Here is a 13,505-nt window from a genome sequence, read left to right as displayed (position 1 = left end):
CTATTTTATGTTTGTGCACTGCATTTTGCTTTTTTAATAAGATAATCTTTATCACTGCCATTTCAGTTGAAAGTAGTACTTGATATTCTTCTTTAACACTCTAAAAATCACTTCGGATTCATCAGCAGCCTATAAAGCTCTTCCTTATTATCCAGCTCATCCACCGGGGTATCTTCCTTCACCATTTCCCTGAGTTCTGGCATGTCTCTCGCTGTTTCAGAATAGCTGCTCAGCATATGGGGTTCATTTCTCATGAACCAGAGATAATCCAGAAGGAGTGATGGCTTTTTAAAAAATACGGTATGTAAGTAGGCTAGAATCTCCTTCCGGTCTCTTTCTGTCTTGAGCTGTTCATCATTTTTCCGGACGGCTGCCCTTACCATTTCCACCACACAGACCCTTACTTGCCGTTGGGTTTCCTCTGTTACGATCTCTGTATCATTGGCCTCTACCAGCAAGTCCGTTCCTTTTTCGACGCTGTTATAAATGATAGCCTGATCTTCCCTTAATCTTTTGGCAGAGTCCAGGCAGCGGTTTATGCTTTCCATCATTTCCGGAGGAGCAGTGGCCTGAAGCTTGTTCTTCAGCGATGTGAGGACCTTTTCCCATCTTCTGTACAGTTTGGCTGAAGGAGACAGCGCCCACTTTGCTCCGGTTGTGACTATAGTTGAGCCTGCTGTTCGATAAACATGGACGATGAGAGTTGCTCTTTTCACTTCTTCGTAAGGAGGGACAGAGCCATCCTCCCTGATATAGAGGTCCTGAAGGGTTGGATAGTAGCTTATCGCGTAGTATTTTTGCCCGTTATAGTGAAACTTTGAAGGCAGGCAGTCGATCCTGTTGCTGGAGGGGTCATATTCTTTGGCTACTTTTTTGATATGGTCTGGCAGTTTTTTGTAGTCGAGCATCAGCATATCCCCTTTCACTATATTTTCGCTTCAAATTCCCGACTATTTTTATAAAAAGGCCATTAAATAAAACCCGGGATACAATATTCCGGGTCTTATATATTTGCGCTTATATCATTAGTCCTCAAATCTTATTTTCTTAAGGTGATTCCTCCTCATAAAAGGAATGGCTGCTCCTATAAATAGGGGGATAAGAGGGAACTTCCCATCCAGCACCAGCCAATCTAATAAGAATGCGGGAATGTATATAAGATAGGTAAACAACATTATCAATAGATAGATCCATTTCCACTTTCTTTCTTTTTTTGTAACGATTTTACCCATTCCTTTCTTGAATACGAATCGTTTAGACTGCCTTCCACTCATTATATAGATTAGTCACAATGATGGTTTGGAGCGGAAGCAGCAGCATAAGGAGCAGGATCTTTACAATGAGTAATGTGAAATATACATCTGTATAAAAAGTCAAAAGGGTTATCAAAACATTTTCAAAAAACAATTGAGTTAGGGAAAGCAGTATAATTAAGAAAAACGCCTTGAAAAAATTTTTCTTCATAAAGCTGACTGATTTTTTGATTGCCACTTTAAAACTTTTCACGCTATCAGTAAAAAAGTAAGGGACAAAGTAAAATAGCAGCAATACGGCCAGTCCAGGCAATACAAAGAAAAGTCCTCCAATAAAAATCAGAAGTGAGTAAAGGCAGGCAAAAATATAAACGGGGATAGCCTTTTCAAGAGAGAAAGAAATAGCTTTTTTAAACGGGTTATCCTCTCCCTCATCCTCAAGCAAGGTATATTTAATAAAAGGAATTTGCGCAATTGTCAAGAAAATCAGCATAAATACACCATTGGCTACATCACCTATTAAGTTAGGATAATCCGTGTATAAGGTTTGTTCGTAAATATAGTTGACAATAAATGCATGCGCCAGAAGCAGTGGCACGTAAGTCAGCAAAGATAAAAGAATGATTTTATAAAATTCTTGCGCATACAGGCTGAATGAATTAGAGAAGATTTTTTTCATTGGCCTCTCCTGAGTTATGATTTCTAATTAACGGTGCTGAAATCTTTTCAAAATCTTTTTTGCCCTGGACAGACCTGTTTACTCTTAGGGATTCTTTTATATTATTCCGGTCGATTTCCAGAGAAGCACCGTCCGGGTCCCTCTCATAGGTAGACATAGATTTTTCAAGTTCCTTTTCATTTGTCTCAATGGCAGCCTTTAGTATACTTTTCAGCTTTGAGATTGAGATCTTTCCTGAGTCCAGAAGACGATACAGCTTTTGATAATCAGGCTGCATTTCACGCTCCCTAATTCCATATGTGTACATGATTTCGCTGTACCGTCCAAATTCATTCTCCATCACTCTTAAGAATTCCTTATCGAAATATCCTCTTTCTCTAGTTACTTCTCTTTGATAGCCACCCAAGGTATAGACAATCTCTCTAACATAAGCTGCTTCCTGAATATTTTTCTGGGTATAATCGATTATTTGGTCTATTGCTCCACTTAGACCTGGCTCCTGTTGAACGATCTCTGCTTTATGATTACTTAATAATTCCACCATATCCTGGTAAGGCTGCATATTCTTATTCATCCGCGGTGCCAGGCCATTTATGGTGTTATGCACCAATGTATTGTAACTAATAAGGTAATAGGCAGGCTCCTTAGCCTGGCTGTAGGATATTTCCTCTCCTTTGTCATTCAAAATCAAGTAACCGGTGATGCCACCGGTTATTGAATTATAAGCAGTCAGAAAATAGTATTCACTGCCGTCATAGTAGGCAAAATCCCACATGTCCCACTTCTCCAGAAACTTTTTATGTTCCTTTATATTTTTCAAATGTTCTTTCGATGGCTTTACATCAATCATTTCTGCACCTCATTATCCAAACACTGACTTAAAGAAACCTGTTACCTTTTCTTTTGCCTTATTAAATTTCTTTTTAACGTCTTTAACAATTTTCTCTCTGTTCCTATACATTTTGTGACCAAGGCTCGCCAGACTCAATACCCCTCCGACGACCACCATTCCCGCAGCTATCGGCTGCGCTCCTGGGATCAGCGCTACTGCAGGGGCTAGACCTGTAATAATTTCTCCAGAATTACCAACCAGGTCAAAGGCTGCTGCCGTTTTCTCTTCAGATGTACCGGCACTGTTGAATTTCTTAACATTATTCACTGTATCATTGACAGCAAAAGGCAGTGTAACAGCAGAAACAATAGCGTTTCCAGGCGTAAAGGTTTTACCCGCCCGATATAAATCATCGAATTTTTCTGCTGCCTCTATAATATCTCCAGCTTTTTTGAGGTTGTTTATATTTCTAAACTCTTCAAATGTCTTGTACTTTTGATAAAGATCTTTTGAGTTTTTATAAACAGACTGGGCATCGTAGATGGCATCTAAAGTAGGGTCGCCCTTTGTTAATGTCTTAAATCCATTAACCGCGAGACCTTTTTTGTAATCCAGATAATCCTTAAGCTCCAGATCATTCCCTCTCACAACTTTATCTGCCAGATTAATAGTTCCTCCTACTATATCCTTAGCAGAATATTTAAGGACATCGTAAGGCTTTGGAGAGTTAATGGACAGGAATGGATCTTCGGCAGTATTGCTGCTGTTGTTTGACGGTGGATTTTTTGTCTGATTCAGCTGGTCAAGAGTTTCCAATCCGGGGTTTTTATAGTCTTGGCTGTAAGGCGGACCAGGCGGGGGATTATTGGTATTGCCGCCAGGCACTGTTGAAGGGTTGTTGGGATTGCTTCCTGGGTTGTTTCCTGGATTGTTTCCATTCGGGTTGCTGGAAGGCCCATTTGGGTTATTATTGCCTGGACCTGAATTCCACTCTGGCTTAGTTTCCCAAGGTTTGGTGTTCCATTCAGGCTGATTGTTCCATTCAGGTGCTGTCTCCCATGCAGGCTTGGTCCAGTCGGGCTTTGTTTGCCATTCAGGAGCTGTTTCCCATGCTGGTTTGGTCCAGTCAGGCTTTGTTTGCCATTCAGGAGCTGTTTCCCATCCGGGATTTGTCCATTCAGGAGAGCTCTCCCAGCCAGGACTGCTCCAGGTTGGATTGTTATTCCAGCCGGAATTTGAGTTCCACGTTTCCCAGGCATATGCATTTATAGCAAGAAATCCGGGGTTCATGAAAAATATCACTGCCAATGCCATAAGGGAAACAAATATCCTTTTGACACTCTTCATTTTTTACCCTCCAATCTTTTTAAAATGGCGACAGATTAAGACTCCAACTCATTGCTTCTGCAAAATCAAAACTCGGGCCCTGCCCCTTTTGTTTGATGTAACGCTGATTTTCAGAAAAATACTCGTCGAATTTCACTGCCTTATATCGTGTAGAGGTTTCTACCTCGATCCTGTTTTTATTGTTTAGGAAAATGGTTGTTTCTTCAACCTTTCCATTATTTCCTGAAATATTTGAGCCGACTTCAAAAGGAATTAGACTCTCCGCGTTATTCAATTCTGCCAAAACTTTTTCTTGAAGCAGGCCATTGCCTGGCAGTTCTTGTTTGAGGATATTATTAATCGCAATATGGTTTTTCTCATACTTCTTGTAGTCCTCTGGCAAAGCTTTGATTTCATCGTCAACCTTTTTCCGCAGCTTTTCAAGATCTAAATCGGGATTCTCCAAAAGGCGTCTAACAACCTCTTCATCGTATTCAGTTATCGCTGTATCAAGTGCTTCCAAAATAACCCCTGATGCTACAAGACTCGCCTGTTCCGCATTATTGGAGGCATGCTGCTTCTCAATTAGTACATTCGCAAAGTTTGCAATCATCATAAACATCAGAGCAAAAATTCCAAAAAAACTGATCATGAATAAAGTAGTATTGCCTTTTTCATTTTTCAAGCGTTCCACTTAATCCATCACCCCTATCACCCTGCCATTGATCGACCTGGCAAATGATATATTCGGCAGTGATCCTGTATATTTTTCAGGAATAAAGATCAGTCTTAAATCTACATTCAGTGTAAGTGTAAAGTTATTGCCATTTCGTCCGCTTTCAACGACTCCGTTGAAATTCAGATTTCCTCCTGCGTTAGATAAGACAGTGCTTGCTGCAGTATTAGCTTCGCCCATATCTCCTGAGGTTGAATAAACCTTAGCTGCCTCATTCACTGCAGACTGAGCCACCATGACGGCGTATCCTGCTACCAGAAATTGAACAAAAATCATCAATATCAACAAAACAAGGGGCACCATTGCGAGGAATTCAATGGTGGCCGAGCCCTGTTCATTTTTTAGCTTTTTCACAATGCGCCCCCTCCTTGTTGTTTAATTGGATACATTTTTTTCATATAATTCATCTATTTGCTGCCTAATACTTTCCATATCAGATTGTTTTGCATCAATTAATACGTTTGCCAAATCATCAATTACTTGCCTTTGGCTTTTGTAATAGTCATCTCTGAAGTCTGTTAATTGTGAAAGCTGCTCATCAGTTATTTTGCCCTTTTGCTTTATTTGGCTTAATGAGGTGGTGATTTTCGCTTTCTCAATATTATGATTCTTCACCCAGTCGTTCTTAATGGAGCGGATATCCAGTTTCTGAGTATTGAAGTCTTCCAAGGAATTCATTCGTTCTTCGTAATACCAGGTCCGCCATTTTAAAGATTCCTCTACAGCCTTATTCAGCTCATTCTGCAGCTGCTGCTGGCTGGTAACATTCTGATACGTTCCTCCTGCAGCTTTTGCTACTTCCTCCAGCTGCTGCTGATCCTTCCCCTTAACATCGAACCCAATGATATTGACAACAGGGGCTACACCGGAATCTTTCAGATCTTTTGCAGCCTCTACCGGATTACCGTCGCATGTTTCAATCCCATCACTGACCACATAAACCATATTCTTATTATCCTGCCCTTCAAACTGGGCCAAATCCTTTTGGGCTTCTATCAAGGATTGCGCAAGCGGCGTCCAGCCCGCTGGATTGAATTTATCCAGTGCACTGTTCAGTTCACCTTCATTATAAGGCTGGGGCGGATACACCAGCTCATTGGATGAGCAGGACATTTTTTTATCTGAATCTGACCCTGTTCCTTTATGCCCATATACTCTTAAACTGATATTTGCTTCTTCAGGGAGGGAGGAAGCAAATTCTTTTATAGATTCTTTCGCTAATTCCATCCGGGTCTTGGAACCTAGTTTATTAGCCATACTTCCGCTGGCATCCAGGACAATCTCAACATTAAAACTGGCGGGTGATTCCTGGGATCCGCCCTCTGATTCAGGTCCTTCCACCTCAGATGCTGATTCCATGATAGCCCTTGGATCCTGATATTCCATTTTGTACAGAGAATACAGGTACCCAAATAGCTCTTTAATCTCTTCATCAGAAGCATCTTCTGGCACTGCAGGAACTGCATTCAACGCAGCCTCTGTATCTGAAGTGTCTATGCTTAAATCCTCACTGGAAAAGGAACCCTCAGGATAAGAGAAGATTTCCTCCAATGATACGGGCAAAGGAGGACTTTCAAGCTTTGACGGGTTGTCAGCATTGCCAACAGCCTGATCAGCATCAGCCTTCTCTTTCTTGACTTCTTGTTTTTGAACCTGCTTATCATCTTCTCCTCCGCTTGCGGAGCACCCGGAAATGATACTCCCTATGAGAAGAGGAGCAAAGAGAATTCTAAATAATTTACGCATAGATGTCCTCCAAGCTTACTAAAACAAAATTAGTTCCCAATTGACTCGATCATATCTGAAATTTTCCCAACGATAGCACCTGCGAGTCCGCTTCCCTGTCCACTCATCGCTCCGGCAACTGCAAACATTAATGCTACAACAACTGCTGCCAGCCCAACCCATTCAATTGTTGAAACACCTGCTTCATTTTGAACCTTGCTTTTTGCATTCGCATATAGCCCAATCACACAATTGTTCATTTTTGTTAACATCGTTTTCATTATAAATTCCTCCTAATTTTTAGTTATCTATTAAATCCTTAGTACACATTTATCCGGAACGAATAGTTTTCGGCATCACCCCTTCCAAGTTTCGGCATTACTAAGTGGTGAAGAACTGTAACAAACTATTTTCACCGTAGATCATATTCAGCAGCACCAGCCCGATAATCAGCAGCATGATTAATGGAGCAATGATGAATGATGTGATCATTGTAACTTTAGGCGATGCTTTTGCTGCCTTTTCTTTCACCTGCTCCAAGCTGATTTTCCTTATATCCTCTGCCTGGCTTTTTAATGTCGAGGCCATTGGAACTCCTAATCTAGTGGCTTGAATTAATGATTTTATAAAACTTTGGAACTCTTCGTTGTCATTTCTTTCGAGCAGGCCTCCATAGGCTTTTTCCCTGGGGACCCCTAAGTCGATTTCCTGCAGGAATATGGAGAACTCCTCTTTTATTGGGCCTGAAAAATATTTAATGACTTCCTTTAAAGCACTATCCATATTGGAGCCCGCCTGCAAGCTCACACTAACGGTATCCAAGAAATCTGGCAGATCACTCCTTAACTGCTGCTGCCGTTTTTTTGCCTTTGAACGGACCAGGAGTATAGGAACAAAGAATCCAAAAATAGGAAGTGTTACAAACGCTATATTGGATAAAGGAAGCCCTAATAATACCGCGAACAATCCAGCAATGAATCCAATAATCACACAAACAATCTTAAACCCTTGAAAGCGGCCAACTGTCATCTCAAATGGATTGCCTGCTTTCCTAAGGAGAGTTTGAATTTCAGCGGATTCACTTAATAAATTTACTCTCTCCCCAATTGTAGAAAAATCGTCAGCATATCTCGCTAAGAAAGTAATGACTTTTTCAGACCCACTCTTCTTCTTGGAAACGTCGAACGCAGAGGAAGCGGCGATTTCATCAATATGAAGCTTTAAAACTTCTTTTCTTTTAGCAAACTGGTAAAGGTTAATTAATCCTAGGACTAGCGTCAGCCAACAAAGTATAACAGTAATCAAAATGATTGAATCCATAGCTACACCTTGATATTGGTAACAGCTCTTACCAGAATAAGAGCTACTGCCATCCCGATTATAAAGATTGTCATTAAAATAGCTCCTGGAACTGTGAATATAAGGTCAATAAATCCATCCATAATATTATTCAGCATGAATAATAGAAAGATAGGCATCGCAGGCAGAATATATGAGACAAAACGCTGCTCTGCTGTTGCTGTTTTAATGGTTTGCCGCAAAATTTTCCGCTCCTCAAGTGTCTGCGCCATTTCGTAAAGTACTTTCGTTAAGTTTCCGCCTGATCTTTTTTGGATCATCAATGCAGAAATAAAAAGCTTATATTCTCTCGTTTTAATCCTTTTTTCCATCTCGGCAAGAGCACGTTCAAAATCCAGCCCCAGCCTGAGATTTTGCGTTAACACTTTAAATTCCTCTCTTGCGGGGGAATTTATTTCTGAAGCAACAACTTCCAGTCCCTGAGTAATGGTCATTCCTGATTTTGTGGCATTTCCAAGCAGTCTGCATGCCTCTGATAACTGATTATTTAATTGCTCCGTGTACTTATTTTTCCTGATGAAGAATATGAACCAGTATGCTGCAATCATCCCTATAGCAGATATTCCAGCACTAATGATTAACGGTATGTTAAAAAAGCCAAATAACAAGATCGACATCAGGAACCCGATAAAAATGAGGATTGCATAAAACTCGGAAGGCAAAATAGGGATATTAGCCTGAACCAGCTTCTTTTTCAGCTCCAGTGCGTAATCTGTTTGATCAAACCGGTCCCCAACTTTTGCAATAAAACTGCTTCGCTGGTTTTCTGTTTTGAACAGCTCTTCATATTTCTTTTGGATTTCCTTCTTTTCTTTCCTGTACCCTAGGTAGTTGTACATCCCCCAAATAAACAGCAGCACAGCTGCCCCGAATAAGACGGCACTTTCCATCAGGCTCACCTCCTATGCGGTAAATAGTGTATCTGGAATATCGATTCCAAAGATCTTTATTCTTTCCAGGCACTTTGGCAGATGGCCCGTAGGGGTAAAATAGCCATCCACCTGGCCATTGCCCTTCAGTCCATTCCTTTTAAAAGTGAAGATTTCATTTGTGGTGATTTCACCGTTCTCATTGCGGTAAATTTCGCAGATAGAGGTGATCTTTCTTGTGCCGTCTGTCAGCCTGGAGCTTTGAACAATAATATCAAGGGCACCGACAATATATTCACGGATGATGCTTGAAGGAAGATCCATTCCTGCCATAATAACCATCCCCTCTACCCGTCTGAGGGCATCAAATGGGGTATTGGCGTGAACTGTAGTAATGGAGCCTTCGTGTCCGGTATTCATTGCCTGCAGCATATCAAATGCTTCAGCTCCACGGACCTCACCGACAATAATTCGATCCGGCCTCATCCTCAGAGAGTTTTTCACTAGGTGACGAATGGTGATTTCCCCTTCGCCTTCCATGTTTTCCGGTCTTGCTTCCATTCCTACAACATTTGGCTTATCCAACCGAAGCTCAGCTGAATCCTCAATAGTGATGACCCTTTCCTTAGCTGGTATCGAATTTCCAAGTACATTCAGGAGTGTCGTCTTCCCGCTTCCTGTTCCGCCGGAAATCAGTACATTCAGCTTAGACTTTACGATGGCGTCCAAGAAGACTGACATATCATCATTTAAAGTTTCAAATTTTAAGAGATCTGACATTTTGAAAGGGTCTTTCCGGAATTTACGTATCGAAACTAGAGGCCCATTCAAGCTGATTGGGGGAATGACTGCATTCACACGGCTCCCATCCGGAAGCCTTGCATCGACCATTGGCGAGCTGTCATCAATTCTTCTGCCCAGCGGAGCAACAATCCGGTCAATCACATGGCGGACATGACTGTCATCCCGGAACGAGATGGGTGCAGGCTGCAGCTTGCCGAGCTTCTCAATATATATTTCTTTCGGTCCGTTAATAAGTATCTCTGTAATGGTGGCATCATTCAGAAGCGGCTCCAGGGGACCATATCCTATAGATTCATCAATGATTCTCGTGAGCAGCAGTTCCTTGTCATGCCTAGGAAGGATAATTTTCTCCTCACTCATATATTGGCTGATGAGCTGTTCAATTCTCAGCCTCATTTCGCCCTGCGGCAAATTCGTGAGGACCTCGAGATTAGCCTCCTTTAATATCCTTGTCTTATAATGGTCTACCAGTTCAGAGATATAGTGATTTTCCAATAGTGCCCTGGAAGATGATCGGCTTGCCTTTTTTTCTGTTTTTTTCTCAAATAGTGACACAGGTCATCAACCCTTTTACTCTAAAATTTGGCTTACCCATTTTTTAATGGATTTTGTGAACGGGATGAGTTTCTTTTCTACAGCTTCTTTCCTGAATGGCTCGCTTTTATTGATATGTGCCTGAACCCCTTTGATATCCCGAGGGATTTTAAAGGCTATCGGATATTGAATGATATTTTTCAGATCAGCGGGTTTAATTTCATTCTCTCGTCCGACTTCATTAAGAAGAAGTTCCATTCTGCCTTCTGTCTCAATACCGAGCCTCAAAAATAACCCCTCTACCTGCTTCAGCATGCTTATTGATGGTGTATCTAAATTAAGAGTATAGTAAATTTTGTCAGACTCCTCTAACGCAGAATACGTATGCTCATTCATGACTGTAGGCAAATCTACAAGCACAAAATCATAACTTCTCCGGCAAGTCCGCAATAAACGGGAAACAAAGCCTTCTGGCAGATTTTCCGCAACCTCGGCATCACGCGGGCTTAGCAGAATTTCCAGTTTAGAGTATCTTTCCTTTTCAGATACATTTCGGATATGGCTTTCATTTAGTTCCTCGATTACAGGAAGCAGATCTGCCAATGACCTGTTTGATTCAATAGATAGGTAAGTTTCGACTCCGCCGAACTGGAGATTCAAATCAATCAAGATGACCTGAGCAGTAGATTCCAGCTTTAATGTTTGAGCAAATGAGCTGGATATAATTGTTCTGCCGCTTCCACCTTTTCCGCTGTAAAAAGAGAAGATTCTTCCCCTGCCCCTCTTAAACGACTGGCTTGTTGAGGCTGTCTCCGATAGCTGCTGCTTTCTCTGGACAGCCATCTGTATGATGCTGTCCAATCTTCCATACAGCATTGTATTTTCATCCGGCAGAATAAAATAGTCAACGACTCCTGCCCTAGTAACATTTCTTAATAAGTCAAAGTCCTGCGAGAAGGCAATGAATACGATCGGAAGCATAGGGCTTGCCGCATGGATATAATCAATGGTATCTACAGTAGCTTCTCCCTCAGACTCAATCAAAAACACCAGGTCAGGCGCCAAGCGGTCCAGTTCAGTCCTGACCTCATTGTGGTTTATTGTCTCTACCTGTTTGAAATCAGTGAAAAGACCTCTGATACTTGTTAGTGATTGTTCTTCATCGCTTACAAGCAGAATTTTAATTTCGTCACCCATGTTCGTCCTCCAATATTAACTGGTTGATTGGCCTTTAACTTCCCGTGCCGTTTGTTTTCTGCTGCTCTTCTTGTTTTTTCTTTTCTGCTGCAGCTTTTTGCTCTGCTGCTTTCTTATCTGCAGCTGCCTTCTTATCTGCAGCAGCTTTCTGCTCCGCTGCTTTCTGCTCTGCTGACTTCTGTTCTGAAGCCTGAGCTTCGTCTGCCTCAGCCGCTTCCCCTTCTGCAGGCTCCTCTTTGCCTACATTGGCTTTTAGAATCCTCATACTATCTGCATAATTTTGCATGTGTATGACTTGTGGAGCGTCTTTATCTGCAATCTCCACAACAATCCCCTTAAACTTTTTATTGCTTTTAAGCACCGCTGCTACTGGAACGTCCTTCATAAATGTCTCTGTTACGGGCTTGTCATTAAATTTGTGCGATACGATAATGTCAACCCTATCTAAAGCTTCCAGCTGCTGATCAAAATTTACTTTATCTGACTGCGGAATCATCACAAGCCTATTATTCTCGTCCCTGACATTTGATACAGGCTTAATCATTGTTTTAGTAATAACATCCTCTGCAGCTACCGGTACAACTAGTACCTTATTAATTAAATCTTCAACATTGGTTACATGGGAATTGTTCACATACCGATTAGGGATTTCAACAGTTTTTACCTGCTCCCTCTCAATAAGTGTCCGTGAAGGTATATCACTTGCAGCTACATAAACCTCTGTCATCCCTCCCAGCTCTGAATTCAGCGCGCTGACCTTCTGCAATACGAAAAATCCCGCTGCTGCTGCTAATAAAACTGATACAAGAATAAATATGATAGCTCTCCTCTTCGACTCCAACATCCTGCGGCTTCTCTCCTATAGGTAATTTTTATTTTTATAAGAAAATCTTTCCTGTAAATTCCCTACTATTTACCTCGTTTAAACCTTTCTAAACCAGGTCAATTTCAAAAATTTTCTTTTTATATACTATATATTAACTATCATGCGTTCACATTTCCGTCAAACATGCTTCCAGTTTTGTCGAATTTTGTCTGTAATTATCTTCCTAGCAACTCTTTAAATCGAGATTTTTTTTTGAGACAAAAGTTGGGCAAGCGAGCAGGTGAAGAGTTATATAACCACCTTAAAATTGTAATATTTTAGGTTATTTATTTTACAATTGTTAAATTTTGCGGGTATTTAGTATTATTTTTTAGGGAAATGTATCTAGAAAGCATTTTGACGACGAGATACCAGTTCAATTTTCTGCATAATAAGTTTTTAAAGAGTAATTTTTCACTTTATGGAATTGTTTAACTCATTAAGAATATTTTCAGGTCTGCCAAAAGTCTGTGATTCTTTAAGTATTATTTTGTCTGTTTAAAGCGCTGCCGGCTTCTTCTCTTAGTCAGAAAGGAGCACCTTCTCCAGGCAAAAATAAAAAGGCTCCCGTTTAAGGAAACCTTCTTTTATTCCGAGTTTCTTCTATTAATATAGAATCTATCTCGAAGTGATAATATATGATTTAAGATCATTCTGCTTTATTTTACCCGCAGGCGCTGCCCAGGGTAGATGGTTTAGGCACTGTCTAGTCTGTTCCAGCTTCTGATCTGCTTAATGCATACACAGTTTCCCCGGCATTAACCAGATGGTAGACTGGCTTATTCTTCTTCCGCAGATTGAAGGCCTTTGCGATTCCATTGGCATGTCCCCGGGCGATGCTTTCAAGAAAAGAGCCCTTCCTGAGCTTGGCGGCATCTGCCGGATTGTCGATAAAGCCGCTTTCAGTGAGGAGCGCCGGCATGCGTGATTCGCGGAGTACATGGAAATTGGCCTGCTTTTTCCCGCGGCCGGCGAAGCTTGTCTGCCTGATTATCTCTTGATGGATGATATTCTGATAGGTGGAAGTCGGTGCCCCAATTCCCGGATAGGTATAGTCCTCATATCCGGTGCCTCCGCCGGCATTTACATGGAGTGAAAGCAGGAAGTCAGCCCCCCAGCTGTTGGCGGCATCTGTCCGTCGCTTCAGTGATACTGTCTGATCCCCGCTGCGGCTCATCCTCACAAGAACTCCCCGATACTCATTAAGCAGGATGGACCGCACTCTTGTCCCAATTTCCAGCGTTATATTTTTCTCCAGCAGCCCTGATCCCGCTCCTCCCGGGTCAGCTCCCCCATGTCCCGGGTCAATAAATATTTTTACCATGA

General features: G+C 41.5%; 13 protein-coding genes and 1 pseudogene. All 14 read right to left on the bottom strand.

All coding sequences use genetic code 11. The annotated features are described in order from the left end of the window. Nucleotides 1-107: 107 nt before the first annotated feature. On the bottom strand, nt 108-908 hold the full coding sequence (locus Q9R36_RS25200) for a hypothetical protein (protein WP_311226070.1): 801 nt from the start codon (nt 906-908) through the stop codon (nt 108-110). A gap of 346 nt (nt 909-1,254) precedes the next feature. Continuing rightward, nucleotides 1,255-1,932: a hypothetical protein gene (locus Q9R36_RS25195; protein ID WP_009795830.1), complete on the bottom strand. Its 678-nt coding sequence runs from the start codon at nt 1,930-1,932 to the stop codon at nt 1,255-1,257. Beyond that, the gene (locus Q9R36_RS25190) at nt 1,913-2,782 is read right to left on the bottom strand and encodes a hypothetical protein (RefSeq protein ID WP_009795829.1); all 870 of its coding nucleotides are present in this window, start codon (nt 2,780-2,782) and stop codon (nt 1,913-1,915) included. Before Q9R36_RS25190 ends, Q9R36_RS25195 begins: the two co-directional genes overlap by 20 nt. A gap of 12 nt (nt 2,783-2,794) precedes the next feature. Then, the gene (locus Q9R36_RS25185) at nt 2,795-4,066 is read right to left on the bottom strand and encodes a hypothetical protein (RefSeq protein ID WP_311226069.1); all 1,272 of its coding nucleotides are present in this window, start codon (nt 4,064-4,066) and stop codon (nt 2,795-2,797) included. Between the two features lie 64 nt (nt 4,067-4,130). Further along, on the bottom strand, nt 4,131-4,784 hold the full coding sequence (locus Q9R36_RS25180; protein ID WP_009795827.1) for a hypothetical protein: 654 nt from the start codon (nt 4,782-4,784) through the stop codon (nt 4,131-4,133). After that, complete coding sequence (locus tag Q9R36_RS25175) at nt 4,785-5,180, bottom strand: TadE/TadG family type IV pilus assembly protein (RefSeq protein ID WP_009795826.1); 396 nt, start codon at nt 5,178-5,180, stop codon at nt 4,785-4,787. It abuts the gene before it with no gap. Between the two features lie 21 nt (nt 5,181-5,201). Further along, nucleotides 5,202-6,572, bottom strand: a complete 1,371-nt coding sequence (locus Q9R36_RS25170; protein WP_009795825.1) for a vWA domain-containing protein — start codon at nt 6,570-6,572, stop codon at nt 5,202-5,204. Nucleotides 6,573-6,601: 29 nt separating this feature from the next. After that, nucleotides 6,602-6,832: a hypothetical protein gene (locus Q9R36_RS25165; protein WP_009795824.1), complete on the bottom strand. Its 231-nt coding sequence runs from the start codon at nt 6,830-6,832 to the stop codon at nt 6,602-6,604. Nucleotides 6,833-6,932: 100 nt separating this feature from the next. Next, complete coding sequence (locus Q9R36_RS25160; protein ID WP_009795823.1) at nt 6,933-7,871, bottom strand: type II secretion system F family protein; 939 nt, start codon at nt 7,869-7,871, stop codon at nt 6,933-6,935. A gap of 2 nt (nt 7,872-7,873) precedes the next feature. Beyond that, the gene (locus Q9R36_RS25155) at nt 7,874-8,800 is read right to left on the bottom strand and encodes a type II secretion system F family protein (protein ID WP_009795822.1); all 927 of its coding nucleotides are present in this window, start codon (nt 8,798-8,800) and stop codon (nt 7,874-7,876) included. 12 nt (nt 8,801-8,812) lie between these two features. After that, nucleotides 8,813-10,138, bottom strand: coding sequence for a TadA family conjugal transfer-associated ATPase (locus Q9R36_RS25150; RefSeq protein ID WP_396137138.1), 1,326 nt, complete (start codon nt 10,136-10,138; stop codon nt 8,813-8,815). A 15-nt stretch (nt 10,139-10,153) separates the two neighbouring features. After that, complete coding sequence (locus Q9R36_RS25145; RefSeq protein ID WP_009795820.1) at nt 10,154-11,314, bottom strand: CpaE/TadZ family protein; 1,161 nt, start codon at nt 11,312-11,314, stop codon at nt 10,154-10,156. Between the two features lie 34 nt (nt 11,315-11,348). Continuing rightward, nucleotides 11,349-12,158, bottom strand: coding sequence for a Flp pilus assembly protein CpaB (cpaB, locus tag Q9R36_RS25140; protein WP_311226068.1), 810 nt, complete (start codon nt 12,156-12,158; stop codon nt 11,349-11,351). A 790-nt stretch (nt 12,159-12,948) separates the two neighbouring features. Further along, a pseudogene (locus tag Q9R36_RS25135) lies at nt 12,949-13,503 on the bottom strand (N-acetylmuramoyl-L-alanine amidase family protein); the annotation flags it as partial. Nucleotides 13,504-13,505: the final 2 nt, after the last annotated feature.

It is taken from the genome of Bacillus sp. AG4(2022), assembly GCF_031844465.1.
In the GTDB taxonomy this organism is placed as follows: domain Bacteria; phylum Bacillota; class Bacilli; order Bacillales; family Cytobacillaceae; genus Bacillus_AB; species Bacillus_AB infantis.
The sequence above is the reverse complement of the archived record's forward strand: the minus strand, read 5'-3'. Positions and strand labels throughout refer to the sequence as shown.

What these genes read in the sequence shown, in the direction of transcription:
- Q9R36_RS25200 (WP_311226070.1), bottom strand. Translation starts at nt 908, where the DNA reads ATGCTCGACTACAAAAAACTGCCAGACCATATCAAAAAAGTAGCCAAA.
- Q9R36_RS25195 (WP_009795830.1), bottom strand. Translation starts at nt 1,932, where the DNA reads ATGAAAAAAATCTTCTCTAATTCATTCAGCCTGTATGCGCAAGAATTT.
- Q9R36_RS25190 (WP_009795829.1), bottom strand. Translation starts at nt 2,782, where the DNA reads ATGATTGATGTAAAGCCATCGAAAGAACATTTGAAAAATATAAAGGAA.
- Q9R36_RS25170 (WP_009795825.1), bottom strand. Translation starts at nt 6,572, where the DNA reads ATGCGTAAATTATTTAGAATTCTCTTTGCTCCTCTTCTCATAGGGAGT.
- Q9R36_RS25165 (WP_009795824.1), bottom strand. Translation starts at nt 6,832, where the DNA reads ATGAAAACGATGTTAACAAAAATGAACAATTGTGTGATTGGGCTATAT.
- Q9R36_RS25160 (WP_009795823.1), bottom strand. Translation starts at nt 7,871, where the DNA reads ATGGATTCAATCATTTTGATTACTGTTATACTTTGTTGGCTGACGCTA.
- Q9R36_RS25155 (WP_009795822.1), bottom strand. Translation starts at nt 8,800, where the DNA reads ATGGAAAGTGCCGTCTTATTCGGGGCAGCTGTGCTGCTGTTTATTTGG.
- Q9R36_RS25145 (WP_009795820.1), bottom strand. Translation starts at nt 11,314, where the DNA reads ATGGGTGACGAAATTAAAATTCTGCTTGTAAGCGATGAAGAACAATCA.
- cpaB (WP_311226068.1), bottom strand. Translation starts at nt 12,158, where the DNA reads ATGTTGGAGTCGAAGAGGAGAGCTATCATATTTATTCTTGTATCAGTT.